The sequence below is a fragment of the Rhizobium viscosum genome, from assembly GCF_014873945.1.
In the GTDB taxonomy this organism is placed as follows: domain Bacteria; phylum Pseudomonadota; class Alphaproteobacteria; order Rhizobiales; family Rhizobiaceae; genus Rhizobium; species Rhizobium viscosum.
In genome coordinates, this window is record NZ_JADBEC010000001.1 from 876,639 (window position 1) to 902,516 (window position 25,878).

Sequence of the window (25,878 nt, forward strand, 5' to 3'; positions counted from 1 at the left end):
GAAAGAAGATGCCCGCGCCACCCGGCGCGGGCAATTTGCATTATTCCGCTGCCTGATAGGCCTGCGGGCGAAGCGTGGCGGTCTTCGGGCCGACAGCGGCAAGCAGAGTGATCAGGATCGCCAGCAGCGCCACGAAGACGATGCCGCCGACGTAAGGGTCCCAGCCGAAGTGCGGGGCTGCGGCGAAGATGGCGGAAGCGGCCGCAAGCACGATGCCGCCGCCGATCTGGAAGGAAGCGAAGAGCAGGCCGGAGGCAAGGCCGGACTTGTCTTCCTCGACGTCAGACAGTGCTGCAACCTGGATTGCCGGATAAGTCATGGCATAACCGACGCCGAGCGGGATCTGGTTCAAGGCAACCAGGATGATCGGATCGATGTGGCCGACCAGAGCAACCCAGAGGATATAGCTCGTCGCCTGCAGCCCGACGCCAACCGCCATCAGGCCCGTCGTGCCGCGGTTCTGCGCGACAGTGGCAAAACGCGGTGCAAGGAACATCACGCAGACACCGCCGAAAGCGAAACAGAAGCCGGTGGCAAAGGCCGACCAGCCGATCACATCCTGATAGTAGAGCGTGGCGATGAACTGGAAGCCGACATAGGCGCCCTGGAACAAAGCGGCGATGGCATTGGCATGGCTGAGCTTTGCCCGGCGGAAGATATGCAGCGGCACCATGGGATCGGCATGGCGCGATTCGACGATCAGGAAGAGTGCGATCAGCACCACGGAAGCAACGAGCGAGCCCCAGGTTAAGAAGTCATTCCAGCCGACTGCGGCAGCGTTGGTAATGCCGAAGACGAAGAGCAGCAGGCCGGGGGTGATCGTCAAGGCGCCCGCCCAGTCGAAATGCTTGCGTCCCTCGCCGCGCCGCGCATCCGGAGGCAGGACAAAGGGAGCGATCGCCAGCGTGAGGATCGCGACCGGAGCGCCCATGACGAGCGTTGCCCGCCAGCTCACGAGGGTGGCGGCACCGCCGAGCACCATACCGAGCACAAAGCCGGTGGCACCCGTCGAGGCGAAGACGCCGAGCGCCTTGGCCCGCTTTTCGCCCTCGCCGAAGACGGAGAGCAGCAGGGCAAGCGCCGCCGGGGCGGTAAAGGCTGCGGCGATGCCTTTTACCAGGCGGGCAGCGATCAGCGTCGGGCCGCTATCGACGAAACCGCCGGCAATGCTGGCGGCCGCGAAGATGCCGAGCGACCAGAGGAAGACGCGGCGGTGGCCGAAGAGGTCGGCGACACGGCCGCCGAGCAGCAAAAACCCGCCGTAACCCAGCACATAGGCGCTGACGGCCCATTGAAGCGAGGTTGGCGGCATACCAAGTTCGGTCTGGATGGCAGGCAGGGCGACCCCGATGGTGGAAACATCCATAGCATCAAGGAAATTCGCAGCGCAGAGCAGCAGCAACGCCAGGCCGGCTCCGCGCGGAGATGGGGAATTGGTCATCGATCTCGGTTCCTTCTTTGCTGCCGCCTTCGCCGGGAGGCTGGGGGGCGGCAGGGAACGAGAAAATGTACAGCTTCAAACCCTATTGCAAATTGATAGTAGCCATGTCAGGTATTACTCATAATGATGAATGATGCTGTCCTTCGCAAAATTGATCTGAATCTCCTGCTCGCTTTCTCGGTGTTGATGCAGGAGCGCAATGTCAGCCGCGCTGCCGAAAGGCTGCTGCTCGGCCAGCCCGGACTTTCGGCCGCTCTCAAGCGGCTACGCGAGGCGCTGGACGATGAACTCTTCATACGCGTCGGCCGCGGCCTGCAGCCGACAGCGAGGGCGCTCGCCATCGCACCGGCGATCGAGGATGCGCTTTCCGGCATCGAACGGGCGATCCGCCCGCCCAAAGGCTTCGACCCATCGACATGGCAGGGCGAATTCCGCGTCGGCATGTGCGACAATCTGGAAACCGCCTTCTTCGGCCCGTTGGTTGCACGGCTGCGTCAGCTTGCGCCGGGCGCACGGCTCGTGGGCGTTGCTGCCGACAAGCGCGATGCGGCGCAGATGCTCGATGACGGCGCCTACGAATTCAGCATTTCCGTCCATGGCGAACCCGCCTCATGGCATATCCGCATGCCGCTGTTCGAGCAGTGTTCGATCGCCATTTACGATCCGCAGCAATTGAAGCTGAAGCCGCCGATCAGCGTCGAGGATTTCGTCGCCGCGCCGCATATCGCCATCTCCTTCGTCGGTAGTGCGACGACAGCGGTCGACGCTGCGCTCGACAAGGTGGGCTTGAGCCGCAACGTGGTGGCGACGGTGCCCCGCTATTCTGCGGTGCCGCCGGCGCTGAGAGCGATGCCGTCGATTGCCATCGTGCCGGAATCACTGGGACGCTGCATGGCGCAGCTTCACAATCTCGAGGTCTCGATGCCGCCGGTTGAGCTGCCGGCCGATCCAGTGTCGATGCTGTACCGGCGGGTGGACAGGGCGGATGAGCGGGCGTCGTGGTTCCGGCGATTGTTTGTCGAAGTGGCGGACAAGGCGCTGCTTGCCTCAGGGTGCAAGGCTGGGATTTGCGCTGAAGCGGCTTGATTTGATTTCGAAGCCAAACAAAAAGCCGCCCGTTTGACGAGCGGCTTTTTGTTTTAGGGTAGGCACCGCTCAGCCCTTCGCTTGGGCTCCGGGCGTTCGTCGTTACAATCGATTCACTGGATCGATTGTTGCCGCTGCGCGGCATCACTCCTCACTGCCAAACAACGATCGGGGTTTTGTTGGGAACGCGATCGTAGAGGTCGATGATGTCCTGGTTGAGCAGGCGCACGCAGCCGGACGAGACGGCCTTGCCGATGGAGCGCCATTCCGGGTTGCCGTGCAGGCGGTAGAGCGTATCTTCGTTGTTCGAGAAGATGTAGAGCGCGCGCGCACCGAGCGGGTTCAGGAGACCAGGTTCCATGCCGCCGCGTTCGATCGAGTATTTCGCAAGCTCCGGCTGGCGGGCGACCATCTCATTCGGCGGCTTCCAGCGCGGCCATTTCTGCTTCCACTGGATGACACCATTGCCCGACCACGCGAAACCTTCGCGGCCAATGCCGACGCCGTAGCGCATCGCCATGCCGCCGGGCTGGACGAGATAAAGGAATCGCGAGGGGGTATCGACGACGATGGTACCGGGCGGCTGGCCCGTTGGGTCCACGACCTGCTGGCGGTAGTAGCGCGGATCGATCTGCTGATAGGGAACGGCGGGGATGAGGAAGCCGCCGTCTTCGATTGGACCGTACATGACGGCAAGTTCTGCTTCGCCGGGTACGGTCGTCGTCTGGAACGCGCGGAAAGGCGAACGGTAGCTGATCGACATGCCGCCATTTTCGACCGTATTCGACGTGGAGGCACAGCCTGCCAGCGCGGAAGCCGCTGTCAAAGCCGAAAAGGAAAGAAAGCTACGACGGGAGAGAGGTTTATCGAGGCTCATGACGCGGGACTGATTTCCTTCGTGATGCGGGGTTTACCATAAACGCAGCTCACCCCTGATTCGTCCAATGCCGAAATCGACTACAGCGCCGCGCGTCTTCAGACGCGCAAAGGACGCTGTAGCACTTTAAACTGCTGCATAATTTTATCCTTAAAGCGATTCCGATTTAAGGAATTATGCAGTAGGAAAGATCTATCGGCTTGTGCTGAATAAACCATAGCATCACGCAGACGTGTCCGGCTCCGGGCAGACGATCTCACCTGCCCTGTTGCAGCCCTACATCACCACGATCTCGGACTTGGCCGGCACGCGATCGTAGAGGTCGACCACATCCTGATTGAGCATGCGTACACAGCCGGAGGAAACCGCCTTGCCGATCGACTGCCAGTCAGGCGTGCCGTGGATGCGATAGAGCGTGTCCTGGCCGTTCTTGAAAATATACATGGCGCGCGCGCCGAGCGGATTTTGGAGGCCCGGATTCATGCCGCCGTTTTCCGCAGAGAAGGACCGGACTTCCGGCTGGCGCGACACCATTTCGGCCGGCGGCGTCCAGCGCGGCCACTTCTGCTTCCACTGGATGACGCCACGGCCCTTCCAGGCGTAGCCCTCGCGGCCGAGGCCGACGCCATAGCGCATAGCCTTGCCATTGCCTTCGACGAAATAGAGGAAACGGTCCTTGGTATCGACAACGATCGTGCCGGGGCGCTCGTTGGTCTGGTAATCGACCTCTTGGCGCAGATATTCCGGCTGGATGCGGCTGGCGGGGATGGCCGGCAACGTAAAATCGCCATCCCTCACCTGGCTGTATCGGTCCATATCGAGGCGCAGCGGATTGCTGACCGGCAGGCCGTAGGTCTGGTGGAACTGCGTCTTGTAGAGTTCGCGCGTCTGGGGCACCGGCTGATCGGGTATCGGCTTGACGCGGCGTGGATCGACACCCGGCGGCTGGTAGAAGACCGGAGAAGTTTCCAGCACGAAGCGCGCCGGGGAATCGGCTGCAACATCGGGAACGAGAATGTTGCAGCCGCTGAGCATCGTTGCGGCAGCCGCAAGCCCGGCAAAGGGGAAAGCCCGGCGCAGAAAATTCATGAAACCACCCTCATCAGCGATCACGGAGACAGCATTATCTGCTCGCAGGATGGCATTCGCGGCTGGCGCGAGGCTGGTGCCCGAAGCTGAAACCGGCTGAAAAAGACGGTGAAGCAGGCCCTTGCCGGGCCCGCATCCGGCAGCTATCAGGCCGCCACACCGTGGAAGAACTGGATGCTCTGTGCGATCTCGGCCGGCAGCGCCGAGGTATGGTTGCCGGCGACCGTATCGGCTTCAATATGCGTGCCTGCAGCACGGGCGCGCGAGACAAGCAGATCGGCGCGATCGTTGAAGTGAGACTCTTCCGTGCCGTGCAGCACGCGCACCGGGCACTTGAAGCTGTGCGCATAGCAAAGCGCCGTGCGTACCTCGAATTCATGCGCGTTGGAATCGTCGAAGCGGATGTCTTCAGGATAGCGGTTGAAGAACCGGAAGGCATCCGCGTTACCTGAAATCGGCACGGCCGCCCGAAAATGATGCGTACTCATGGCCGTCAGCATGGTCAGCGTGCCGCCGACGCTATGGCCGGCGATGAAGAGACGCTCGGGATCGACGCCCGGCAGATGGCGCAGGCGCTCGGTCGCGGCGAGCACGTCGTCTACCTCGTCATAGAAGCCTGAGAAATTTCCCATCTGGCCGTTCTCGCCGCGCATGGACGGCATCATCACGACATAACCGGCATCCATGTAGGGCTTCATGAGCTGCCAGTGGCCCACGCCCATGGCATTGCCGCCGTGAAGGAAGAGGATGCCGGGCTTCGGCTTGCTCTCGCGCTTGTATTTAGACACCCAGGCCGTCAGCTCCAGCTCGCCGCCGTAGCCGGAGCGGTAGAAGATCCGGTCGGCGTCGGCAGGTGCTGTCAGCGGCTCGTATTTGTCCGGCGCCGGCCCTTTCTGCAGCAGCTTGGTGCGAAAGTGATGACGGACACTGGCATAGTCATGCTTGGCGAGCCTCGGAACGTCGGGAACATCGAAGGCATTCGCAAGGCCAGGCAACAAAAAAGAGCCGGCCATGCCTGCAAGCAGGCCGCGGCGTTGACGGAAAAAGGCATTTCGTTCTTGCGAGCTCATACGCGGCACCCATCATTTCCCCGGCTCAAAAAATCTGCACCGGATGAACGTTACCGCCAATACACATGCTGTTGAAAACGGGGGGCCTGCGTCATTTTTGCGCAGGCAGATGATATCAACCCGCCTTGGCGTCGATCATAGCAATGAGCGTGCGCAGGCGATCGGCCTCGTAGGAGGGCTTGTCGGGGCGCAATCTCGCGATGCGAGGGAAGCGCATCGCGACGCCCGACTTGTGGCGAGTGGAGCGATTGATTCCCTCGAAGGCGACCTCCACCACGAAGCCGAACTCCTTATCCGCCCGCACTGCCCTGACCGGGCCGAAGCGCTCGGTCGTGTTATTACGCACGAACTTGTCCAGCATTTCGAGCTCGGCATCGGTGAAGCCGAAATAGGCCTTGCCGACGGGGACAAGCTGTTCGCCATCCTCGTCATCCGCCCAGACGCCGAAGGTGAAATCCGAATAATAGCTGGAGCGCTTGCCGTGGCCGCGCTGGGCATACATCAGCACCGCATCGACATTGTACGGATTGCGCTTCCACTTGAACCACGGCCCCTTCATGCGGCCGGCCTGATAGATGCTGTCGCGGCGCTTGATCATCACGCCTTCGATAACGGGATCGGGCGGGGTGGCGCGCAGATCGTCCAACTGCTCCCAGGTGGAGAACGGCACCAATGGCGAAAGGTCGAAGCGATCATGCGGAGCGCGCTCGATAATTTCCGAGAGCCGGTCGCGACGCTCGATATAGTTCTTGCCGCGCACATCCTGCTCACCGTCGAAAAGCATGTCGTAAGCGCGGATGAAAGCCGGATATTCCTCCAGCATCCTTGACGTCACCGTCTTGCGGTTCAGGCGCTGCTGGAGATCGGAGAAGGTGCGGGTCGGATTGTTGGAACGCGCCGTTCCGCCGACCAGAAGCTCGCCATCGATGACGCCGGAAAAGCTGATTGAATCAAGAATATCAGGAAAGACGCCGGAGATATCATCGCCGGAACGGGAATAGATCCTGCGCGTCTCGCCGGAGCGGGAGAGCTGGACGCGGATGCCATCCCATTTCCACTCGGCTGCATAATTGGCGGGGTCGAGACTATCGAGATCCCCCTCCTCCACCGGATTGGCAAGCATGACGGAATGGAAGATGGCGGGCGTTGCAAGCACCGGTTTTTCTTCTCCGCCTTCCAGCCATTTGAAGAGCGATTCATAAGGCGGCTGCAGGCCATGCCAGAGGGTTTCGATCTCGGTCACATCCTTGTCGCCAAGATCGGCGAGCGCCTGCTTGGCAAGCCGGGCGGAAACGCCAATGCGCAGCGCTCCGGTCGTGAGTTTGATGAAGGCGAAGCGGCCGGAGGAATCGAGGCGGTCGAGCAGGTCGCGCACGAAGCTGCGCACCTCGGTGCGGCCGAGCGAATTCATCCTGACGACCACTTCGCCGAGGCGCGGCTGGGCAAATGCGGAGCGGTCGATATCGCGCTCATTGTCCCAGACCAGCGAGATGGTTTCGGCAAGATCGCCGACATAATCATAGGAATAGTGGAAGAGCACCTCGTCCATGCGCTCCAGCACCAGATCGCGCAACATGGCGGGCTTGACGTCGCGCACTTCGAGCGTGCCGGCGATGGCGGCAAGGCCGTAACCACGGTCAGGGTCCGGAGTGTCGCGGAAATAGTCAGTCAGAAGCTTCAGCTTGCCATTGCGGCTGGGGGTGAGGACCAGACGGTCGAGCAGGTCGGCAAAGGCTTTCATTTTGAGCCTCCATCCCTTCTCCCCCGCGGGGAGAAGGTGGCCCGAAGGGTCGGATGAGGGGGCCTCCAGCGCCGAATGTGAATTGCTCGTGTGACAGATAGCTCTTGCCGTGCGGCCCCCTCATCCGGCTGCCGCCACCTTCTCCCCGCTGGGGAGAAGGGATGTTTGGTCGGCCGCTCGCTGAACTTTGCGATTCGTGATGAGGGGTTTTCAGCCACGAACACCATCCTCAATCCCCCTCATCCTCATAGCCCACCAGATGCAGCGGCTTGGCCTTGATGCCCTGCAGCTCGCACCAGCGAACCAGCGCCTCCTCGCGGCCATGAGTAACCCAGACCTCCTGCGGGGCGAGCTCGGTGATCGTCTCGGTCAGTTCCGGCCAGTCGCAGTGGTCGGAAATGACGAGCGGCAGTTCGACGCCAAGCTGCTTGGCGCGCTGGCGCACCATCATCCAGCCGGAGGCGAAGGAAGGCAGCGGATCGTTGAAGCGGCGGGCCCAGCGGTCGGCGAAGGCGGAGGACGGGCCGATGACGACGGCGCCCTTGAAGATGGAGCTGTCGCGGCTTTCGATGGTGGCCGGCAACAGTTGGCCGAGACCGATGCCCTGGCTGATATAATAATCGCAGAGCCGTTCCATGGCGCCGTGGATATAGATCGGTTCGCCGTAGCCGGTATCGCGCAGCAAGCGGATGACGCGCTGCGCCTTGCCGAGCGCATAGGCGCCGACGAGGTGCGTGCGTTCGGGAAACTGGCGCAGCGAGGCGAGCAACTTGCCGGTCTCGTCGATCGGATCGGGATGGTGGAAGACCGGCAGGCCGAAGGTCGCCTCGGTGATGAAGACATCGCAGGGCACCGGAACATAGGCTTGGCAGGTCGGGTCGGGGCGGCGCTTGTAGTCGCCCGATACGACGATGCGTGTGCCATTCTTCTCGATGGCGATCTGAGCCGAACCGAGCACATGGCCGGCGGGATGGAAGCTAACCTTCACGCCGTTGACGACGAGCTCCTCCCCGAAAGCGACCGGCTGTTCGCTGACTGAGAAGCCGTCGCCGTAGCGGATGCGCATGATGTCGAGCGTCTGGCGGGTGGCGAGCACATTCACATGACCTGGACGCGCGTGATCTGAATGGCCATGGGTGATGAGCGCCCGCTCCACCGGCCGCACAGGATCGACATAGAAGCCGCCTTCCGGGCAATAGAGCCCTTCGGGGGCGGGATAGAGCAGCGCGTCTGGTCTCATGACAGCAAAGATAGTGGGAAATGTGTTTAGCGCCAGAGGGATACGCACCGTCAAATTTAGCCGTGAAGGCGAGCCTTGCGGCGCTCCCGTCCATTGCATCCGCCTACAAGCCTCGTTAGCTTCGCCCGCGCTACAGCAGGGAAGCAGATGAGAGGCGTATGAGGACTATTTTCGGATATGCATTGGCGGCGCTCGGGCTGATGTTACCTGCTGCGGCCGCGGCGACCGACTGGCAGCCGAGTGAGGAAGTGAAGGCCTACGCGATCACCGGCCGCACCGGCATGGAACTCTACCGGTCCATCGGCGAACACGGGCCGCAGGCTGGGTCAGGACGAGTGATCGCGCATACGACTTTCAAGCTGACCTGGACGCGCAAATACGAACAGCAGGGCAGCGCCTGCACCCTTACCTACGCGAAGCCGAAGCTCACCATCATCTATACGCTGCCGAAAGCGCCGAACGACCTGCCGGCGGCTACCAAGGCAAGCTGGGATAGCTTCATGGCCGGCGTGCGCATCCATGAGCGCTGGCATGGCGAGACGATCATCGAGATGGTGAAAGAGATCGAGACGCTGAGCAACGGCTTCTCCGTGCCTGATGATCCCGGCTGCAAGAAGATCAGGCCAGAGCTGACGGTGCGGCTCGGCGAGCTCTCCAACAAGCAGCGCCAGCGCGGCCGGGATTTCGACCGCGTAGAAATGAGTGAAGGCGGCAATATCCAGCAGCTCATCCTGAAGCTGGTGAACGGTCCCTGACCGGTTCAGAGCGCGGCGAGGAAAGCGTCGACGCGGCTCCAGGTGGCCTCCGCCGCCTTTGCATCATAGTCAGGCAGCGACGGATCGGTATAGAGATGACCGACGCCGGGATAGAGGAAAACCTCCAGGCTGATATTGGCTCTCGCGGCATGCGCACGCCACGCGGCTACTTCATCCGCCGGCTCGTATTCGTCGGGATCGGCAAGGTGGACCTGAACGGGAATGCCCTCGCGCGCATTGGCAGGAATCTCGGCGGTGCCGTGCAGCAGTAGCATGCCCGATGTCTGCGGTCGGCTCGGCCAGAGGCTTGCGGCAATGCCCGCCCCCATGGAGAAGCCGCCGAGCACGGCCGATGCCGGCAGGTCGGCGACCGCCTTTTCGGCGCGCCTGCAAAGCTCGGCCCGGCCGATTTCCTCGCGGATAGCGAAACCTTCCTCGATGGTCTGCCCTACCCCGCCCTCGTAAAGGTCGGGCGTGACAACCTCGTGGCCCGCAGCACGCAGGCGCGCCGCGGCATCGCGTTCAAGGGACCGAAACCCGTAGACCGAATGAAAAAGTACAATCGCCGCCATCGCTACCTCCCTACTTTGCTGGGTCAACATAGGATTTCTGCAACGTGAAGGCGAGACTTTACCCACAAAAGCCGCAAATGAGCCAAAGAACCACCGGAATCGCTTTATAGCCCTTTGCGAGGCGCGACCGGAGGGGATGATGGGACGGAAGCTCAAATATACAGGCGTGGCAATTCTCGCCTTTGCCGCCGCAGTTTATCTCAATAATACCAGCTTTTTAGCCGAACATCGCGAGGGCAAGCCACTGCTTCTGGCGCATCGCGGCATCGCCCAGCGCTTCGATGAGACGGGTCTCAAGAACGACACCTGCACCGCCGCGCGCATGCTGCCGCCGAAGCATGATTATCTGGAGAACACAATCCGATCCATGCGGGCGGGATTCGATGCCGGTGCCGATGTAGTGGAGGTCGACGTGCATCCGACGACCGACGGGCAGTTCGCCGTCTTCCACGACTGGACGCTCGATTGCCGCACGGATGGGCATGGCGTCACGCGCGAACATTCCATGGTCGAGATGAAGACACTCGACATCGGTTATGGCTACACGGCCGATGGCGGCAAGAGTTTCCCTTTCCGTGGCAAAGGCGTCGGTCAGATGCCGACCCTTGACGAGGTGCTTTCCACCTTCCCGGACAAACATCTGCTCATCAACGTCAAAAGCCGCGACCCCTCCGAGGGCGAAAAGCTCGCGGCCGTGCTGAACGGCCTGCCCGCTGAACGACGCATCAGGATCATCGTCTATGGCGGCGACGAGCCGATCGACCGGCTCCGGCAGCTGGCGCCCGATATCCGCACGGCTTCGCGCGCCAGCCTGATGGGCTGCCTTACCGGCTATATCGGCTATGGCTGGACGGGCATTCTGCCTGATGATTGCAAGAATGTGATGATGCTGGTTCCGATCAATTATGCGCCCTGGCTTTGGGGCTGGCCGGACAGGTTCCTCAAGCGCATGCAGGACGCAAATACGCAAGTCTTCGTCATCGGCCCCTATCACGGTGGCGGCTTTTCGACCGGTATCGACACTGCCGAACGCTTCGCGCAACTGCCTGACAATTATTCCGGCGGCATATGGACGAACGAGATCGAGACGATCGCCAATCTGGTGAAGTGATCAGGCGCCTCGCGCCAACAACATGACGACGATCTCTTCCGGCGCGACAGGCTTGGAGAAGCGATAGCCCTGCGCCTCCTCGCATCTGGCATGGCGCAGGAATTCCAGCTGCGCATCGGTTTCCACGCCTTCGGCGAGAACCGAGAGCTTCAAAGTCTGGGCGAGGGAAATGACGGCCGATGCGATGGCGACGGCGGTCTCATCGGCGGGCAGAGCCTCAACGAGCGAGCGGTCCATCTTCAACCGGTCGAAAGGAAAGGTCTTCAATGCGGCAAGCGAGGAATAACCGGCGCCGAAATCATCGATCGACAGGCGCACGCCGAGCGCACGCAGCGACAGCATGATGGCGAGCGCACGGGCGGCATCATGCATGATGACGCTTTCGGTCACCTCCAACTCCAGCCAGCGCGCATTGAGCCTATGGCTATCGATCGCTTCGGCGACGTGGGATGCGAAATCCGGATCGGTAAACTGCTTGGGCGAGACATTGACGGCAATGGTCAGTGGCGTCAGGCCCATGTCCTGCCAGGCCCGGGCCTGGCGACAGGCCTCGTTCAGCACCCAGAGGCCGAGCGGCACGATGAGGCCGGTTTCTTCCGCAAGCGGAATGAAATTGACGGGCGGTATCACGCCCTTGGTCGGATGGTTCCAGCGCACCAGGGCTTCGAGGCCGGTGATGCGGCCGGTCACGACATCGACCTGCGGCTGGTAGAGCAGGAAGAGCTGATTGGCGATGATCGCCTGGCGCAGTTCCTCCTGCTCGCTGAGCGGCAGATCGACCGGATTGCTCACGACGCCGTCGTGGTATTGCAGCGTGTTGCGGCCAAGCTGCTTGGCACGGTACATGGCGCGGTCAGCATTGGTGAGCAATTCTTCAGGCGTCGCACCATCCCACGGGAAGGCGGCAATGCCGATGCTCGATGTGACGGCGATCTCACCGGTTTCGGAGCGTACAGGCTTGGAAATCGCTTTTTGCAGCTCCCGCAGGCGCCGCATGATGCCGGCATCGTGGCTGGACTGGTGGACGAGCACGACGAGGAATTCATCGCCGCCGAGGCGTACCACCATATCGGAGGCGCGCACGCAGTTTGCCATGCGGGCAGCAGTCTCCTTGAGCACCTCGTCGCCGGCGGCGTGGCCGCTCGTGTCGTTGATCTCCTTGAAATTGTCGAGATCGATATAGGCAACGGTGACCTTGCGGTTGTTGCGCCGGGCCTGATCGAGGATCTTCGCCATGCGCTCCTTCAGGAAGGCGCGGTTCGGCAGGCCCGTCAGATCATCGTGATGGGCCATGAAATGGATGCGGTCATCGACGCGCTTGCGCTCGATAGCGATGCCGGCGATATGGGTGGCGAGCGCCACCAGCTTCATCTCGTGTTCGGTCGGGCGTCGCGTCTCTTTGGAGTAAAGCGCGAAGGTGCCGAGGACATTCTTCTGCGAGGTGCAGATCGGCGTGGACCAGCAGGAGCGGAAGCCGAACTGGCTGACCATCGCCCGGAAATCCTCCCAGAGCGGATCGGCCATGACGTCCTCGACGATGATGGTTTCGCCACGCCAGGCTGCCGTGCCGCAGGAGCCCACCTTCGGGCCGATGACAACGCCGTCGATCATGCGGCTGTAGGCGCCGGGCAAATTGGGAGCCGCGCCGTGGTAAAGCCGGGTGCCCTCGCTGTCGAGCAAGAGTACGGAGCCGGAAATGCCGGTCATCTGCCGTTCGATCATCAGCACCAGCGCTTCGAGGATCATCGGCAGCGGTTCGTTGCGGGCGATCATTTCCAGCAAGTTCGCCTGGCCGCGATAGAGTTCCTCCTGGCGTTTGCGCTCGGTGATATCGCGAGACACACCGATGAGCCCGACGACCTCGCCGCGATCGTTGCGCAGCGGTATCTTGGAAGTCAGGCGACACATGGTGCCGCCATCCGGCATCGGCACGAGTTCTTCCATGTCGATGCGGGGCTCGCCGCCCGACATGATCTCTTGCTCGACATCGAAACACCGGCGGGCCGTCTCAAAATCGAACAGATCAAAATCACGCTTGCCGGCGATCTCGGCAGCGTTCTCCAGCCCGTGGCTGCGCGCCACGACAGCATTGGCGAAGACGAAGCGGCTGTCGCGGTCCTTGACGTAAAGAAAATCGGGAAGCTCGTGGACGATCGCCTTGAGGCGGAGGTTCTCTATGCCTTCGGAAAGATGATGGGCAGTCGCCGCCATCATTGCCTCCGTGGCAGCTACGATACGTTGTGTCTCGGCACTGAAGCTGTCACCAGATTCCCAACGCCGGGCACCCATTCCTTTCATGACGCTGTTTTCTCCCGGTAACCGCAGGCCTATCCACAATAATCACAATTGAAACCGCTTTCTAAAATAACGAGCATTTCCTTCGGGGTGCTTAAATGGAAAGGTGAACAAGACGACAATATTTTTGGGTTTCGCTTGCAACTCGACCGACAGTTATTCTGCTGTTGCGGACATGTGCCGAAAAGAAGCATTTCAGCTGGCATGAATCCTGCCTAAGGCCATGACATGAAGAAAGATTTCAGCAAAGTCTCCCGACGGGATATACTTGGCATGATGGCAGCCTCCGGAGCGACCATATTGGTGCCGCGCGCTTCTGCGGCTCCGCTCAGTGCGGAGCAGCCCGGCATGCGCGGGTCGATCGATGCGGCGCAGTATCGCGCCATTCCCGAAAGCGGCGACAAGAAGAACCGCAACCTGCAGCAGATGATCGAGAAAGCGGCGCGCGAGAACGTACCGCTCTTTCTGCCATCAGGCACCTATCGCATCTCCAACCTGACGCTGCCGGATAATACGCGCATATCAGGCGTGCCCGGTGCGACGCGGATCGTCTATACCGGCGAAGGTCACCTCTTCGCTGCTGACAATGTCGGCCGCATCGAGCTTTCCAATCTGGTCATCGACGGATCGAACCGTTCGCTCGCCGACTATGCCGGCGCCCTCGTCCAGTTCACTGGCGTCGGCGAGGTGCTGATCGACAATTGCGAGATTGTCGGCAGCCGCAAACACGCGCTGCAGCTCGAGGGCTGCGGCGGGCGGATCGAGCGCAGCAAGATCTCCGGCGCAGGGCAGTCCGGCATTTATGCGGTGGAATCTGCAGGGCTTTCGATATCAGGCAATACGGTTTCGGATTGCGGCAATGGCGGCATTCTGGTGCATCGCTGGAAGAAGGCCGAGGATGGCACGATCGTTTCCGGCAACCGGGTCTTCAATATCCGCGCCAATGACGGCGGCACGGGCGAAAACGGCAACGGTATCAATATCTTCCGTGCCGATGGCGTGACGGTGACTGATAACCAGATCTCCGACTGCGCCTTTACCGCGGTTCGTGCCAATTCCGGCTCCAACATCCTGATCAGCAACAACCAGTGCCGCCGCTCCGGCGAGACGGCGATCTATGTGGAGTTCGAATTCGTCGGCGCGGTCGTCTCCGGCAATGTGATCGACGGGGCGGCAAACGGCATCTCGATTGCCAATTTCGACCAGGGCGGCCGGCTGGCAAGTGTGACGGGCAACGTCATCCGCAACCTGACGCTCAAAGGACCTTACAAGCACGAGGTCGGCTTCGGCATCGGCATTGCGGCAGAGGCCGATACGCTGGTGTCAGGCAATGTCATCGAAGATGCGCCGCGCTGGGGGCTGCAGATCGGCTGGGGGCCTTATCTGCGCAATGTCGTCGTCAACGGCAACGTCGTGCGCAAGTCGCCGGTCGGCTGCGCAGTCTCCGTTGCCGAAGGCGCCGGTTCGGCCGTCATCACCGACAACATCTTCCAGGAGATGGGCAAGGGCGCTGTGATGGGATTCGAGTGGGAGAAGCAGGTTTCTGACGAGCTTGCTGACGGTAGCTCGCGCTATAAACAGCTGACCGTTGAGCGAAACCGGATTTCCTGAGCGCTATCAAAAGCTTTCATCGATGTATCATCCGCAGATGCTTCCTTCATGGTCGCGCTGGCCTTAGGTTCGGCAGGTCGAAGAAGGGGACATTTCCATGCTGACGATTTATGGGGTTTACCGCTCGCGTGCGGCCCGCGTTTACTGGATGGCCGAGGAACTCGGGATCGAATTCCAGTCGGTGCCGGTGTTGCAGGCCAAACGGCTTGCCAACCCGCTCTCGCCGGACGCGCCTATCAATACTCTGTCGCCGAACTTCCTTGCGCTGAACCCGATGGCGCTTATCCCCGCCATCAAGGATGGCGATCTCGTGCTGAACGAGTCTCTGGCGATCAACCTCTATCTCGCGCGCAAGTATGGCGGCGACCTCGGTGGCAAAACCGTCGAGGAAGACGGTTTGATGACGATGTGGACGGTGTGGGCAGTTTCCGAGCTCGATGGCAACACCGGTAAGATCGTCTCCACCTACGATGACGGCAGGGAAAACTCCGAGGCAGGACGCGCGGTGATCGATGTCGCGTGCCGCACCATGAAGCGGCCGCTTGCTGTTCTCGAAAAGCATCTCGAGGGCAAGGACTGGATCGTCGGCGGACGCTTCACGGTCGTCGACCTCAACATCGCGGAAGTGCTGCGCTATGCCCAGAGCGAAACCGCACTCTTTGAGGCACATCCGAACATCGACGCCTGGATCAAGCGCTGCCAATCACGCCCGGCCTATCTGGAAATGCAACGCAAGCGCTCGCTGGAGCCGATCGAGGTCTGAGGTCAGCCGAAGATCGCGGCTGTTTCAGCCATTTCCTCGCGGATCCAGGTCTTGAAGTCGCGTACCTTCTTCGACTCGCGGCTGCCTTCTGCTGTCACGAAATAATAGCCGTCGCCGGTATTGGCCCGGATGCCGAAGGGTGCGACCAGCCGGCCTTCCTGCAGCGAATAGCCGGCGAGCGTCTGCCAGGCGAGCATCACGCCCTGCCCGGCAATCGCCGAATCGAGGCAAAGCGAGGCATCGGTGAACACATGGCGCACGGCGGGCGGCTCGCCAGAGAGACCGGCTGCCTGCATCCAGACATCCCATGTGAACATGGCATGGGCATCGATGACGGCCGGCAGTTTCAGGATGTCGGCCGGCTCCTTCAGCCTCGCGGCCATCTCGGGAGAGCAGACGGGAAACACCACCTGCTCCAGAAGATGTTCGACCTTCACGCCCGGCCAATGGCCCTTGCCAACGCGGATGGCAACATCGATATCGGAGGCGGCCAGATTGACAAGCTTGGTCGTTGCATCGAGACGCAGGTTGATTTCGGGGTGGCGCTCCATGAACCTGTCCAGCCGGCAGACCAGCCAGCGCGCGGCGAGAACAGGGGCCACCGAAATGGTCAGGATACATTCGTCCTTGCGCTGCGCCATCGAGACGGCTTCTGCAAGACGCAGGAAGCCTTCGTTCAGGGCGGCAAGAACGGGAGCGGCTGCTTCCGTTGCCAACATTCCCTTCGGCGTGCGTTCGAAGAGCAGCCGGCCAAGCTGGGCTTCGGCCTTGATAACCTGCTGGCTGACGGCGCCGACGGAAACGCCGAGTTCATCCGCCGCCGCTTGAAGCGAGCCAAGCCGACCGACGGCTTCCAACGTGCGAAGACCGTTGAGATGCACCGAGTTGAGATTTCTCATATAGTTTTCCTATAGCAAGAAACCGGTAATCTCAATTGAAAAGCAGGCGTTCGCGGCCGATATTGACTTCATAAAACAATCATCTCCATAGCAGCAAGATGCAAAGCGTCATCGCAATCGAAATCCTTTGCACCAAAGTCGAGCTGAGCCTCAGAAAGCGAGAGCAAGATGTCATTGCTGAAGTTTTTCTTAAGCCAATCGGACCCTGCTGCCAGGGTCTCGCAAAGCGAATATGATGGAGATGAAGATCTTCTCGATCATCCCGACATCGCCGCCATGTCGCAGCGGGAGCTTGCGGACCTGCCTCTGCCGCCACCCGCGCCCAAACGCCCTCTGCAACGACAACTAGAGAAATACACTTGAATATATGATAGGTTTCCGCCGGGAACATTCAGGGCGGATAAGATGACGGAGAGCGTGAACAGCATTCTGGCGCGGTTGAAGCGGCTGGCAAAGGAGGCGGGACTCCCCGGCATCGAGGAAAGTACATCCTATGGCAACCTGGCGCTGAAGGTCGGGGGCAAAAGTTTCGTCGCGGTCAAGGACGACGAAACGGTGGTCATCTCGATCCCGATCGATCACAAGGAACACCTGCTGACGATGGCGCCCGACATCTACTTTCAGACGAACCATTATGTCGGCTGGCCGCATCTGCCGGTCCGGATCGCCGCTATTGGCGACGATGAGCTCAAGCAGCGGCTGATCGACGCCTGGACGTACCGGGCGCCAAAGAAGTTGATTTCGGCCTACCGCGCTTAGGCTTTTTCGCGTGCCAATGCTCGCTGGACGGCCGGGCGCTCCAGCATGCGGGCATAGTGTTCGCTTACCCTGGGGAAGCGCGTGGGATCGACGCCATCGGATGGCAGCCAGCTCGTCATGACGAAGAGATAGGGATCGGCGACCGTATAGTTGTCACCCATCACCCATGGTCCCCTGAACATGGCTGCCTCGATCAGCTCGAAGCTTTCGCCCATGGTCTGCGGCACCTTGGCCTTCATGGATTCCAGCGCGGCTTCATCATCGGCCCAGCGGGAGCCGCGCGGGCGGTGGGCATGGTTCACATGCACGGTGGAAGAGATATACCCGTTGAAAGCCTGCAGCCGGGCAAACTCGAACGGGTCGTCGAGCGGCGCGAGCTTGGCGGCGGGCGCCATCTGGGCGATATAGGCGAGGATCGCCGTCGACTCGGTCAGCACGCCGCGGTCGGTCGCAAGTGCGGGAACGCGGCCCTTCGGATTGATCTTCAGATAGGCTTCCGAGCGCTGCTCGTTCTCCCGCGTATTGACCTTCTTCGTATCGAAGGAAAGGCCGGATTCCTCCAGGGCGATGAGGCTTGCAAGCGCGCAGGTTCCCGGTGCGAAATAGAGTGTGAGCATGGTGAGACTCCCCTTTCGGGGAGCCTTATAGCGCGAGTTTCAGGACCGGCGAAAGACGCCAGGGGCGCTTTCTCTTATCCCTGTCGGGAAGACGAGGCAGGGCCTCAAGCGCAACCCGGCACGTCCTCCAGCCGATACCAGACGGGAATGCCGCGCTCGGTGGCGATGCGCACGTCATTATCGGCACCCTTGGAATCGCCCGGCAGGCGCAGAACGCCCTCGCAAAGCTGCAGCAGCCTGCCTGCGACCGGATGGAAGATTTCCTCGTAGAGATCGTCACCCACCGATTTGCCGCCGGCGGCATGCCAGATCGGCAAGGCCACCCATTCGCCGATCATCGGCACATGGCCTGCCTTGAAGAGCGCGTGCGACGGCGCCTCGAGGCGCTTGAGATTGGCAGCCATCTTTGTTGGGTCATCGCCCGTTCCGGACCTGTAAGGCCCGGCAATCAAAATCAACATGATCTACTCCATTAACTCCCGGCCTCATGCACGGGATTTCACGAAAATGCATGATATTTCTTGAATGTCGAGTCAATTCGTGCATATTCACGATAGTTCGTAAATTTTCGTGCAGGATCATTCATGCTGACCAGCCAACGCAAAGCCCTCATTCTCGACTTCCTTCGCCGCGACGGGCAGGTGATCGCCAAGCGCGTGGCCGAGGATTTCGAATTGTCGGAAGACACGATCCGCCGTGACCTGCGGGAAATGGCGGCGGAAGGGCTATTGAAGCGCGTGCATGGCGGGGCCTTACCCATTGCTCCTGATCTGCCCGACTTCACAGCCCGCCGCGACGTCGCTTCCGACATCAAGGCGCGGCTCGGCGCGAGAGCGGCGCAGATGGTGAAGGCCGGGCAGATGGTCTTTCTCGACGGTGGCACGACCACGGCGGAAATTGCCCGTCACCTGCCACGTGACATTGCCTTCACGATCGCCACCCACAGCCCGACGATCGCCGCCGAGCTGGAGCATCACCCGACGGCCGAGGTGATCCTCTGCGGCGGCAGGCTCTACAAGCATTCCATGGTGGCGACAGGGGCAGCGGCGGTGGCGGCGATCTCGCAACTGCGCCCCGATCTCTTCTTCCTCGGCGTCACGGCGACCCATCCGGTGCATGGACTTTCCACCGGCGATTTCGAGGAAGCGGCAATCAAACGGCATATCGCCCGTTGCTCGGCCGAAACCCATGTCCTGCTAACCGAAGAGAAGTTCGACCTCGTCTCACCCTGCCCAGTGCTTGGAATTTCCGACGTGGCGGGACTGATCGTGCCAGCCGAGATGACAGCCGAACGGCTGAAGCCCTATCGCGATCTCAACGCTACGATCGTGGCAGCGTGATTGCCCTGTGAGACAGAGAACAGCGTGACACTCGACCTACGATTTAACGTGTGATTTCGATGCGGTCGATCGAGTAATCAGAGGCGCCGAGATCATCGGATTGACTGTGCGTGACCAAGAAGTAGCGAAGTTCCTCGATATAATATCCGCTTTCCTTCCAGCTTGTATGGTCGCACTGCAGCGGCCAGGCGCGGCCTTCAAGAGCAGCGTGGACAGTCTTCGCCTCGACCGACCGGCCAATCATGCAGGAGGTTTCTTGAAGCCCGGCTCCTCCCGACATTTCCGTATCGAAGGAAAAGGAGGCATCAGCAGCCCAAGCCGAGACGGTCAATGTCAATGCTGTCGTGATCGTTATCCTCTGGTTTTCCTGAGGGCCGTGTAAGCCCCGCTGGTTGTTTTTGGATTTCAGCTGCACTGGACCCACCTGTTCACGGTCCATGACGAAGCTTGGACTATAGACTTCCCGAACCCGGGTCGTCCCGCTTTTACCTGGTTTGACGACGAGGGTGACCTGGTGGCCAGGTCTTGTGCTGCTCGTCCTCGTAATGCTGGCCTCTAGTGCGACCGGTCCGTTGGGCAGTATCGCCTGCAGCTTTGCGGCCGTTGCCTGCACATTTGCGGGAACGGCGACATCATCCAGCCCAGGTTCGTCGCCGTAGCCAGGCTGGCTTATCTCTTGAAGAATCGATTGAAACGAGGCGCGCCCCTGGCTGAAGATTGTTTCATCGGGATGACTGAGGCATCCCCTGAATGATCGTTCGATGAGCTGCTGGGCTTCCCTCTCGCCGAATTTCTGCCTTATGACATCGAAATGCTCCATCACCGATACAATGACGGCATTGGCACCCTCATTGATGACGGTCTGGTTATTGTCGCGCATCGCGTCGACCAGGATTTGACATTTGGATTCAGTCGTCAAACTGCCGAGGAGCGGGTTAGGCGAACCGCCGGAGGATTCTGCCGCCTGTGCGCACCCAACCCCTGCCCAGAATGCCATGACGGCAACGACGCCGAACGACCCGAATCTTGCCACGCAGATATTTTCCTTGTTGATCCGCGCTCACTCGGTCAAAGCCGCGGTCACCCTGACATCGCCGACATGGATGCCGTTCCAGTTGCGCATCGATTTATTTGCCAGAGCGGTCAGCGCAGCATGTTCCTTGCCGCCCTTCTCGAAGTAGCGGGCAAGCGTCGCAGCAACCATGGCTTCGGCAGCACGCGTGGTGCCGTCATCACACTTCAATGCAATCGCAATGCCCTGTTCCGGGATGGCGGCACAGAAGACGCCTTCCGCGCCCGTCTTGCAAAAGATCCGTCCGGGGGCGATCTGCATCAGCTCGGTGCAGGCACGGCCGGTGCCGGCCACATAGAAGGGCTCGGCCATGCAGGCTTCGATGAGCCGGCGGGAAGCTTTCGCACGTTCTGGGCCAAGGCCATGACCCGTCGCCATCTTCGCAAAACCATGGGCAAGCGCCTTCAGCGGCACGGCGTAGGTCGGAATGGAGCAGCCGTCGGTGCCGCAGACGTCATGACCGAGTGCAGCACCCGTCAGGTTCTCCATGGCGTCGCGGATCTGCTGCTGCAGCGGATGATCGTAGCCGACATAACCCTTGCTATCGATGCCCTGATGGCAGCAGACGCAGACGAAGCCAGAATGTTTGCCGGAGCAATTGTTGTGAAGCGCGGTCGGCTTCTCCAGTGTGCGCGCCTGGTGGATCAGCGTCCTCTGGTCGGAAGACCAGTGCGCGCCACATTCCAGAGCCTCCACGTCACGGCCGGCCCGCGAGAGCATGGAGGCGGCAAGCGCCACATGCTCGTCCTCGCCGCTATGCGAGGAACAGGCGAGCGCCAACTCCTTGTCACCGAAGCCATAGGCGTCGGCCGCGCCACTTTCGACCAGCGGCAGCGCCTGCATCGCCTTGCAGGCCGAGCGCGGGAAGACATTTGCCTCGATATTGCCGAGCGAAAAGGCGACACGACCATCGCCATCCACGACCGCTACCGAACCGCTGTGACGGCTTTCGACAAGCGAGCCCCTGGTGACTTCGACGAGGACGGGATTGGGCATGGGCAAGAATCCGGATTGTGGGCAAACAGACTGCAGGCATAGCCCCTCCATCTCTGAAAGCCAATGGAATTTGCGCCTGATGACGGCCAATCACAGCATCTAAACAGCCATCACACGAAGTGACTGCTGGTGCGTCAAACTATCGTTTTCCGTGTAGGCGCGATGGGGCTAAAGGTGGGGTGTCAGGACTCATTCTCATGCCATCCTCGTTTTCCTCCATCATCCGCGACAGCCGCATCCGCATTCCAACCGTCACGCTGGTGGCACTCGCCTTCACCTATGCGTCGACGGTTCCCTACCAGTCGATCATCGGCATCAGCGAACTCGGCATGAGTGACGGCGCCTATTCGGCGCTTGTCTTCTTTGCTGCCGTCGTCAATGTCTCGATCAGCCTGACGCTCGGCATATGGTCGGACAGGCTGACGGAAAGGCGGCCGCTGGTGCTTGCCCTTTCCGTTGCCGGCATCATCGGCTTCGGATCGATCGCGCTCATTCATAGCCCTGCCGTCTTCATCTTCTCGGTGCTCTTCCTCGTGCCGATGAGCAACTCCACCTATTCGCTGCTCTTTGCGAGTGTCAGGGCGCGCACCAATCAGCTGGTCCGCAGTGAAGCGGTCGCCATCACCTCGACGGTGCGGGCGCTCTATTCCGGTTCCTGGGCGGTGGCGCCCGGGCTGGTCGGGCTTGCTCTGGTCACTTCGCCATCGATGACGCCGGCCTATGGTGTGGCGGCAGTGGCGAGCCTTATCTGCTTCTGCCTCTATTTCTTCTTCGCGCCCGGCAACGGCCCGGTGCGCGAGACGATCCCGAACCAGCCGGGATTCTTCGCCTCCCTGAAACGCGTCTTTGCCCCCGATGTCTTCATCCGCGTCTTCGTCATGTCCCTGTTGCTCGGCCTGCAGCGGCTGAACGGAATGGTGTCGCCGCTCATCATCATGCATAAGATCGGCGGCAGCGTCGTCGATGTTGGCTTTCTCTCAGGCCTGACGGCCTTCCTCGAGATGCCCTTCATGATGATGTGGGGCCTGGTGCAGCGGCGCTTCCAAACCGCGCATGTGCTGGCATCAGGCACGGTGCTCTATTGCCTCTATCTGGTGCTGCTTGGCTTTGCCACCGCGCCCTGGCAGCTCTATGCGCTGCTCGGTCTCAACGCCTGCGGGGCGGCTGCCATCCTCAGCCTGCCTATCACCTATCTGCAAGACCTCATCGCCGACCGACCAGGCCTCGGCAGCTCGCTGATCTCTCTCAACACCTTCATCGGCATCGGTGTAGCAGCAGGACTTTTTGCGCTGGGAACAGCCGTGACGGATTATTCCGGTACCGCCTTCGTCGGCGCCGCCGTCGGCACCATAACCATCGTGATCCTGCTCTATCTGGAAAGCGGCAGTCGCGTGCGCCAGCCCGCTTAAATTACCTTGGTGTAATCCGATAAGCACAGCGGCGCGCGCCGAGCAGGATATGCTCGCTGCGCTCGACATTCGCCGAAAGCACACTGCGGAAGGTTTCGATTTCCGAACGGCAGAAGCCGGCGCAGACCGCCGCCGCCGCACAGATCGGACAATGGTTTTCGACAAGCATCAATGATCCATCCTCCTCCTGCCAGCTATCAGCCATATAGCCCTCACGGCTTCGGATGGCGGCCAGCCCCTCGACGCGGGCGGCAAGATCCGCCCTGCCAGCCAGTTCGTCGCGGTAGCGCTGCAGCGTTTCGTTTTCGCGAGCGGCAATGACAGTATCGAGCGCGGCGGGACCGAGCTGCGTGGCAACGGTCGTCAGCAGGTTCGCCGTCAGTTCGGCATGACCGTCCGGGAAATGGCTGTTACCTTCGACCGTCAGGTGCCAGAGCTGCTTCGGACGTCCCCTACCCTTTGCCGCGACCGTCACAGGTTCCACCAGCCCCTCTTCCGCCATTTTGGCAAGTTGCTGACGGGCGGCCTCGCCTGATATGCCGAGTGCATCACCGACCGCAGCGGCGAGCTGCGGCCCCTCGGTCTTCAACAGGATCAGGATGCGGTTGACAGGAGACTGGCGCATATTTTTCCAAGTTATCTCTTGTTTTAATTCGATGCCCATGTAATTTTCCAATTCATAACTTGGAAAATAACCATAGGTCGGGAAAAACGCAAGGATTTCATTATGTCCGAGACCGCATTGGAGCCACCTCGCTCGTCAACCTCCGCCTTCCAGCTCTTTTCTCCATCGCTGCTGCCGGCGACATTGATGCTTGGCGGCGGCATGACGATCTCTGCCGTCGAAAGTTACATTACGGCGACGATAGCGCCGAGCATCGTGCGCGATGTCGGCGGGCTGGAGCTGTTTTCGCTTGTCACGACGCTTTACATCGCCGCCACCATTCTGGGTTCGATCTTCATGGCGATGCGGCCGAGGAATATCGGGCTGCGCAGTGTCTACGTGATCGCGGCAGTGATCTTCGGCGTCGGCAGCCTGCTTTGTGCCGCAGCACCCTCGATGCCTGTCGTGCTGATCGGCCGAACGGTGCAAGGTTTCGGCACCGGCGCGCTCGCCGCCCTCTGTTACGCCTTCATCCGCTTCGTCTATCCCGAGCCGCTCTGGCCCAAAGCGTCGACCCTCTATGCGGCGATCTGGGGTGTTTCGACCGTCATTGGCCCGACACTTGGCGGCTTCTTCGCGCACGGCAGCGCCTGGCGCTACGCCTTTGCCGTGCTCGTCCCGCTCGGCGTGTTGATGGCAGTGCTGGCGCCGCGGCTCTTGCCGCAGGCCGAGGACGACCGTGAACAGGCAAAGATGCCTGTCGCGCAGATCTGCCTGCTGCTTGGGGCAGTGCTGCTGGTCAGCACCGCAGGGACAACCGAGATGATGACGACCAAGATCGGGCTGATCGCCGTTTCGGTCGTTGCCGTCGGCGCCATGCTCGTCATGGAACGCAGGGGAATGAACCGGCTGCTGCCATTAGGCGCGGTGACGCTGAGCCAGCCGATATCACGGGTCTATCTGACGATGCTCGGCCTCAACTTCGTTCTCGTCAGCGATATCTTCATTCCCTATTTCCTGCAGGTTCTGCACGGGGTAACGCCGCTGATTTCAGGCTATCTGGTAGCTCTCGTCGCCCTCGGCTGGACGGTGGCGGCCTTCCTCAGCGGCTCCTTCTCCGGCAGGAAAGCCAACGCCGCGATCGTTGCGGGCTGCTCAACCGAAGCCGCAGCGACAGCCTTGCTCGCCATCTTCCTTGCCCGCGAGAACCCTGAGGCGCATCTTATCATCCTCGGACCGGCAGCAGTCGCCATGTTCATGATGGGTTTTGGTGTAGGCCTCGGCTGGGCGCATCTCGTCGCCAAGGTGTTGAAGCTGGTCGCCGACAGCGAGCAGGACAAGGCTTCAGCCGCCATCCCGACCATGAGCTCGCTCGGCAGCGCCTTCGGGGCAGCCTTTGCCGGCGTCATCGCCAATGGCGCTGGACTGGTCGAGCCGGGCGGCATTGCAGGCGCGCTATCGGCGGCGAGCTGGCTCTATCTCGTCATGGCACTGCCGGGCGTGATCGCTGTCGGCGCGGCGTTATCTCTCAGGCGAGTTTCAGCATGATCTTGCCGATATGGTTGCTGCTTTCCATCAGCCGATGGGCAGCAGCCACGTCCTCGAATGCAAAGGTCTCGTAGATGACGGGTGCGACCGTGCCGGCTTCCAGAAGCGGCCAGACCTCGGAGAGGAGATCGTCGCGGATCGCCCGCTTCTCCTCCGCCGTGCGCGGACGCATGGTGGAGCCGGTCACCGTCAGGCGCTTGACCATGATCGGCGCCAGGTTGACCTTTTCAGCGACCGCGCCCTGCAGGAAGGCGATGATGGAGAGGCAGCCGTCCTTCGCCAGCGAGGCGATGTTCTTCTCGAAATAGGCCGCACCGATCATATCGAGGACGATATCGACGCCCTGGCCGGTCTCTTGCCTGACGACGGCGGCGAAATCCTCTTCCCGGTAGTTGATGGCGCGCTTGGCGCCGAGCCTCTCGCAAGCCTCACACTTTTCCTTCGAGCCGGCGGTCGCATAGACCTCGGCACCGAAAGCCTTGGCGAGCTGGATGGCGGTCGTGCCGATGCCACTGGTGCCGCCATGGATCAGTACTTTCTCGCCTTCGGTCAGGCCGGCCATCTGAAAAAGGTTTGCCCAGACGGTGAAGAAGGTCTCCGGAAGAGCCGCTGCCTTCACCGCATCATAACCCCTGGGGAAAGGCAGAGCCTGGCCGGCGGGCAGAAGGCAATATTCGGCATAGGCGCCGCCATTGGCGAGGCCGCAGACCTTGTCGCCCAGCGAATAGCCGGTCACGCCGGGACCGATCGCGACGATCTCTCCGGCGAGTTCCAAGCCGAGAATGGGGCTTGCATCCTTCGGCGGCGGATAGCTGCCCTGGCGCTGGGAAATATCGGGGCGGTTGACGCCGACCGCTTCGGTACGAACGAGGATCTGGCCTTCTGAGGGCACCGGCACCGGTCCATCCACAATGACCATCGCCTCCGGCCCGCCGAAAGACGGCAGATCGACAAAACGCATTTGCGACGGTAGCGACATGATC

Annotated in this window: 25 protein-coding genes; 10 read left to right on the forward strand and 15 right to left on the reverse strand. The window is 61.1% G+C overall.

Features of this window, described 5'->3' with window-relative positions; translation table 11 throughout:
- Window positions 1-40: 40 nt before the first annotated feature.
- The gene (locus tag H4W29_RS04475) at window positions 41-1,441 is read right to left on the reverse strand and encodes an MFS transporter (protein ID WP_192727855.1); all 1,401 of its coding nucleotides are present in this window, start codon (window positions 1,439-1,441) and stop codon (window positions 41-43) included.
- Window positions 1,442-1,564: 123 nt separating this feature from the next.
- Between H4W29_RS04475 and H4W29_RS04480 the strand changes: the two genes are divergently transcribed.
- Window positions 1,565-2,527: a LysR family transcriptional regulator gene (locus H4W29_RS04480; RefSeq protein ID WP_192727856.1), complete on the forward strand. Its 963-nt coding sequence runs from the start codon at window positions 1,565-1,567 to the stop codon at window positions 2,525-2,527.
- A 151-nt stretch (window positions 2,528-2,678) separates the two neighbouring features.
- On the opposite strand, the gene H4W29_RS04485 is transcribed toward H4W29_RS04480, so the two are convergent.
- The 5 genes from H4W29_RS04485 to H4W29_RS04505 all read right to left on the reverse strand — a co-directional run bounded on the left by H4W29_RS04485 (window position 2,679) and on the right by H4W29_RS04505 (window position 8,544).
- A complete protein-coding gene (locus H4W29_RS04485; RefSeq protein ID WP_192727857.1) occupies window positions 2,679-3,404 on the reverse strand; it encodes a L,D-transpeptidase in 726 nt (241 codons plus the stop codon).
- Between the two features lie 276 nt (window positions 3,405-3,680).
- Window positions 3,681-4,493 (reverse strand): L,D-transpeptidase, encoded by an 813-nt coding sequence (locus H4W29_RS04490; protein WP_192727858.1) that lies wholly within the window; start codon window positions 4,491-4,493, stop codon window positions 3,681-3,683.
- Window positions 4,494-4,639: 146 nt separating this feature from the next.
- The gene (locus H4W29_RS04495) at window positions 4,640-5,563 is read right to left on the reverse strand and encodes an alpha/beta hydrolase family protein (RefSeq protein ID WP_192727859.1); all 924 of its coding nucleotides are present in this window, start codon (window positions 5,561-5,563) and stop codon (window positions 4,640-4,642) included.
- 115 nt (window positions 5,564-5,678) lie between these two features.
- Window positions 5,679-7,304 (reverse strand): cisplatin damage response ATP-dependent DNA ligase, encoded by a 1,626-nt coding sequence (locus H4W29_RS04500; protein WP_192727860.1) that lies wholly within the window; start codon window positions 7,302-7,304, stop codon window positions 5,679-5,681.
- A gap of 229 nt (window positions 7,305-7,533) precedes the next feature.
- On the reverse strand, window positions 7,534-8,544 hold the full coding sequence (locus tag H4W29_RS04505; RefSeq protein WP_192727861.1) for a ligase-associated DNA damage response exonuclease: 1,011 nt from the start codon (window positions 8,542-8,544) through the stop codon (window positions 7,534-7,536).
- 158 nt (window positions 8,545-8,702) lie between these two features.
- Here H4W29_RS04505 and H4W29_RS04510 point away from each other — a divergent pair, with 158 nt between their 5' ends.
- The gene (locus H4W29_RS04510) at window positions 8,703-9,299 is read left to right on the forward strand and encodes a DUF922 domain-containing Zn-dependent protease (protein ID WP_192727862.1); all 597 of its coding nucleotides are present in this window, start codon (window positions 8,703-8,705) and stop codon (window positions 9,297-9,299) included.
- Window positions 9,300-9,304: 5 nt separating this feature from the next.
- Here H4W29_RS04510 and H4W29_RS04515 read toward each other — a convergent pair whose 3' ends face one another.
- Complete coding sequence (locus tag H4W29_RS04515) at window positions 9,305-9,871, reverse strand: dienelactone hydrolase family protein (RefSeq protein WP_192727863.1); 567 nt, start codon at window positions 9,869-9,871, stop codon at window positions 9,305-9,307.
- Window positions 9,872-10,010: 139 nt separating this feature from the next.
- On the opposite strand from H4W29_RS04515, the gene H4W29_RS04520 reads away from it, so the two are divergent.
- Window positions 10,011-10,982, forward strand: coding sequence for a glycerophosphodiester phosphodiesterase family protein (locus tag H4W29_RS04520; protein ID WP_192727864.1), 972 nt, complete (start codon window positions 10,011-10,013; stop codon window positions 10,980-10,982).
- Here the strand turns inward: H4W29_RS04520 and H4W29_RS04525 are convergent, their stop codons facing one another.
- Window positions 10,983-13,280: a putative bifunctional diguanylate cyclase/phosphodiesterase gene (locus H4W29_RS04525; RefSeq protein ID WP_192727865.1), complete on the reverse strand. Its 2,298-nt coding sequence runs from the start codon at window positions 13,278-13,280 to the stop codon at window positions 10,983-10,985. It lies immediately after the preceding gene.
- A 225-nt stretch (window positions 13,281-13,505) separates the two neighbouring features.
- Here H4W29_RS04525 and H4W29_RS04530 point away from each other — a divergent pair, with 225 nt between their 5' ends.
- Both H4W29_RS04530 and H4W29_RS04535 read left to right on the forward strand, forming a co-directional pair.
- On the forward strand, window positions 13,506-14,888 hold the full coding sequence (locus H4W29_RS04530; protein WP_192727866.1) for a TIGR03808 family TAT-translocated repetitive protein: 1,383 nt from the start codon (window positions 13,506-13,508) through the stop codon (window positions 14,886-14,888).
- Window positions 14,889-14,985: 97 nt separating this feature from the next.
- The gene (locus H4W29_RS04535) at window positions 14,986-15,651 is read left to right on the forward strand and encodes a glutathione S-transferase family protein (RefSeq protein ID WP_192727867.1); all 666 of its coding nucleotides are present in this window, start codon (window positions 14,986-14,988) and stop codon (window positions 15,649-15,651) included.
- A gap of 2 nt (window positions 15,652-15,653) precedes the next feature.
- Here the strand turns inward: H4W29_RS04535 and H4W29_RS04540 are convergent, their stop codons facing one another.
- Window positions 15,654-16,550, reverse strand: a complete 897-nt coding sequence (locus tag H4W29_RS04540; protein WP_192727868.1) for a LysR substrate-binding domain-containing protein — start codon at window positions 16,548-16,550, stop codon at window positions 15,654-15,656.
- Between the two features lie 168 nt (window positions 16,551-16,718).
- Here H4W29_RS04540 and H4W29_RS04545 point away from each other — a divergent pair, with 168 nt between their 5' ends.
- On the forward strand, window positions 16,719-16,913 hold the full coding sequence (locus H4W29_RS04545) for a hypothetical protein (RefSeq protein ID WP_192727869.1): 195 nt from the start codon (window positions 16,719-16,721) through the stop codon (window positions 16,911-16,913).
- Window positions 16,914-16,955: 42 nt separating this feature from the next.
- Window positions 16,956-17,309, forward strand: coding sequence for an MmcQ/YjbR family DNA-binding protein (locus tag H4W29_RS04550; RefSeq protein WP_192727870.1), 354 nt, complete (start codon window positions 16,956-16,958; stop codon window positions 17,307-17,309).
- On the opposite strand, the gene H4W29_RS04555 is transcribed toward H4W29_RS04550, so the two are convergent.
- Both H4W29_RS04555 and H4W29_RS04560 read right to left on the reverse strand, forming a co-directional pair.
- Entirely contained in the window at window positions 17,306-17,926 is a 621-nt protein-coding gene (locus H4W29_RS04555; protein ID WP_192727871.1) for a glutathione S-transferase family protein, read from the reverse strand. The two genes, H4W29_RS04550 and H4W29_RS04555, sit on opposite strands and share 4 nt — an antisense overlap.
- A gap of 104 nt (window positions 17,927-18,030) precedes the next feature.
- Complete coding sequence (locus H4W29_RS04560; protein ID WP_192727872.1) at window positions 18,031-18,387, reverse strand: DUF4406 domain-containing protein; 357 nt, start codon at window positions 18,385-18,387, stop codon at window positions 18,031-18,033.
- A gap of 123 nt (window positions 18,388-18,510) precedes the next feature.
- Here H4W29_RS04560 and H4W29_RS04565 point away from each other — a divergent pair, with 123 nt between their 5' ends.
- Window positions 18,511-19,266 carry a DeoR/GlpR family DNA-binding transcription regulator gene (locus tag H4W29_RS04565; protein WP_192727873.1) on the forward strand — a complete coding sequence of 252 codons (756 nt, stop codon included), beginning with the start codon at window positions 18,511-18,513 and terminating at the stop codon, window positions 19,264-19,266.
- A 43-nt stretch (window positions 19,267-19,309) separates the two neighbouring features.
- On the opposite strand, the gene H4W29_RS04570 is transcribed toward H4W29_RS04565, so the two are convergent.
- Together H4W29_RS04570 and H4W29_RS04575 are read right to left on the reverse strand one after the other, a co-directional pair.
- A complete protein-coding gene (locus H4W29_RS04570) occupies window positions 19,310-20,299 on the reverse strand; it encodes a hypothetical protein (protein WP_192727874.1) in 990 nt (329 codons plus the stop codon).
- Window positions 20,300-20,326: 27 nt separating this feature from the next.
- The gene (locus H4W29_RS04575) at window positions 20,327-21,334 is read right to left on the reverse strand and encodes an asparaginase (protein ID WP_192727875.1); all 1,008 of its coding nucleotides are present in this window, start codon (window positions 21,332-21,334) and stop codon (window positions 20,327-20,329) included.
- A gap of 197 nt (window positions 21,335-21,531) precedes the next feature.
- Here H4W29_RS04575 and H4W29_RS04580 point away from each other — a divergent pair, with 197 nt between their 5' ends.
- Window positions 21,532-22,743, forward strand: a complete 1,212-nt coding sequence (locus H4W29_RS04580) for an MFS transporter (RefSeq protein ID WP_192727876.1) — start codon at window positions 21,532-21,534, stop codon at window positions 22,741-22,743.
- A gap of 1 nt (window position 22,744) precedes the next feature.
- On the opposite strand, the gene H4W29_RS04585 is transcribed toward H4W29_RS04580, so the two are convergent.
- A complete protein-coding gene (locus H4W29_RS04585) occupies window positions 22,745-23,368 on the reverse strand; it encodes a helix-turn-helix transcriptional regulator (protein WP_192727877.1) in 624 nt (207 codons plus the stop codon).
- Window positions 23,369-23,470: 102 nt separating this feature from the next.
- Here H4W29_RS04585 and H4W29_RS04590 point away from each other — a divergent pair, with 102 nt between their 5' ends.
- Complete coding sequence (locus tag H4W29_RS04590; RefSeq protein ID WP_192727878.1) at window positions 23,471-24,895, forward strand: MFS transporter; 1,425 nt, start codon at window positions 23,471-23,473, stop codon at window positions 24,893-24,895.
- On the opposite strand, the gene H4W29_RS04595 is transcribed toward H4W29_RS04590, so the two are convergent.
- The gene (locus H4W29_RS04595; RefSeq protein ID WP_192727879.1) at window positions 24,876-25,874 is read right to left on the reverse strand and encodes an NAD(P)H-quinone oxidoreductase; all 999 of its coding nucleotides are present in this window, start codon (window positions 25,872-25,874) and stop codon (window positions 24,876-24,878) included. The genes H4W29_RS04590 and H4W29_RS04595 overlap by 20 nt on opposite strands.
- Window positions 25,875-25,878: the final 4 nt, after the last annotated feature.

Coding starts and splice junctions, on each gene's coding strand:
- H4W29_RS04475 (WP_192727855.1), bottom strand. CDS start 1,441: ATGACCAATTCCCCATCTCCGCGCGGAGCCGGCCTGGCGTTGCTGCTG.
- H4W29_RS04480 (WP_192727856.1), top strand. CDS start 1,565: ATGATGAATGATGCTGTCCTTCGCAAAATTGATCTGAATCTCCTGCTC.
- H4W29_RS04485 (WP_192727857.1), bottom strand. CDS start 3,404: ATGAGCCTCGATAAACCTCTCTCCCGTCGTAGCTTTCTTTCCTTTTCG.
- H4W29_RS04490 (WP_192727858.1), bottom strand. CDS start 4,493: ATGAATTTTCTGCGCCGGGCTTTCCCCTTTGCCGGGCTTGCGGCTGCC.
- H4W29_RS04495 (WP_192727859.1), bottom strand. CDS start 5,563: ATGAGCTCGCAAGAACGAAATGCCTTTTTCCGTCAACGCCGCGGCCTG.
- H4W29_RS04500 (WP_192727860.1), bottom strand. CDS start 7,304: ATGAAAGCCTTTGCCGACCTGCTCGACCGTCTGGTCCTCACCCCCAGC.
- H4W29_RS04505 (WP_192727861.1), bottom strand. CDS start 8,544: ATGAGACCAGACGCGCTGCTCTATCCCGCCCCCGAAGGGCTCTATTGC.
- H4W29_RS04510 (WP_192727862.1), top strand. CDS start 8,703: ATGAGGACTATTTTCGGATATGCATTGGCGGCGCTCGGGCTGATGTTA.
- H4W29_RS04515 (WP_192727863.1), bottom strand. CDS start 9,871: ATGGCGGCGATTGTACTTTTTCATTCGGTCTACGGGTTTCGGTCCCTT.
- H4W29_RS04520 (WP_192727864.1), top strand. CDS start 10,011: ATGGGACGGAAGCTCAAATATACAGGCGTGGCAATTCTCGCCTTTGCC.
- H4W29_RS04525 (WP_192727865.1), bottom strand. CDS start 13,280: ATGAAAGGAATGGGTGCCCGGCGTTGGGAATCTGGTGACAGCTTCAGT.
- H4W29_RS04530 (WP_192727866.1), top strand. CDS start 13,506: ATGAAGAAAGATTTCAGCAAAGTCTCCCGACGGGATATACTTGGCATG.
- H4W29_RS04535 (WP_192727867.1), top strand. CDS start 14,986: ATGCTGACGATTTATGGGGTTTACCGCTCGCGTGCGGCCCGCGTTTAC.
- H4W29_RS04540 (WP_192727868.1), bottom strand. CDS start 16,550: ATGAGAAATCTCAACTCGGTGCATCTCAACGGTCTTCGCACGTTGGAA.
- H4W29_RS04545 (WP_192727869.1), top strand. CDS start 16,719: ATGTCATTGCTGAAGTTTTTCTTAAGCCAATCGGACCCTGCTGCCAGG.
- H4W29_RS04550 (WP_192727870.1), top strand. CDS start 16,956: ATGACGGAGAGCGTGAACAGCATTCTGGCGCGGTTGAAGCGGCTGGCA.
- H4W29_RS04555 (WP_192727871.1), bottom strand. CDS start 17,926: ATGCTCACACTCTATTTCGCACCGGGAACCTGCGCGCTTGCAAGCCTC.
- H4W29_RS04560 (WP_192727872.1), bottom strand. CDS start 18,387: ATGTTGATTTTGATTGCCGGGCCTTACAGGTCCGGAACGGGCGATGAC.
- H4W29_RS04565 (WP_192727873.1), top strand. CDS start 18,511: ATGCTGACCAGCCAACGCAAAGCCCTCATTCTCGACTTCCTTCGCCGC.
- H4W29_RS04575 (WP_192727875.1), bottom strand. CDS start 21,334: ATGCCCAATCCCGTCCTCGTCGAAGTCACCAGGGGCTCGCTTGTCGAA.
- H4W29_RS04580 (WP_192727876.1), top strand. CDS start 21,532: ATGCCATCCTCGTTTTCCTCCATCATCCGCGACAGCCGCATCCGCATT.
- H4W29_RS04585 (WP_192727877.1), bottom strand. CDS start 23,368: ATGCGCCAGTCTCCTGTCAACCGCATCCTGATCCTGTTGAAGACCGAG.
- H4W29_RS04590 (WP_192727878.1), top strand. CDS start 23,471: ATGTCCGAGACCGCATTGGAGCCACCTCGCTCGTCAACCTCCGCCTTC.
- H4W29_RS04595 (WP_192727879.1), bottom strand. CDS start 25,874: ATGTCGCTACCGTCGCAAATGCGTTTTGTCGATCTGCCGTCTTTCGGC.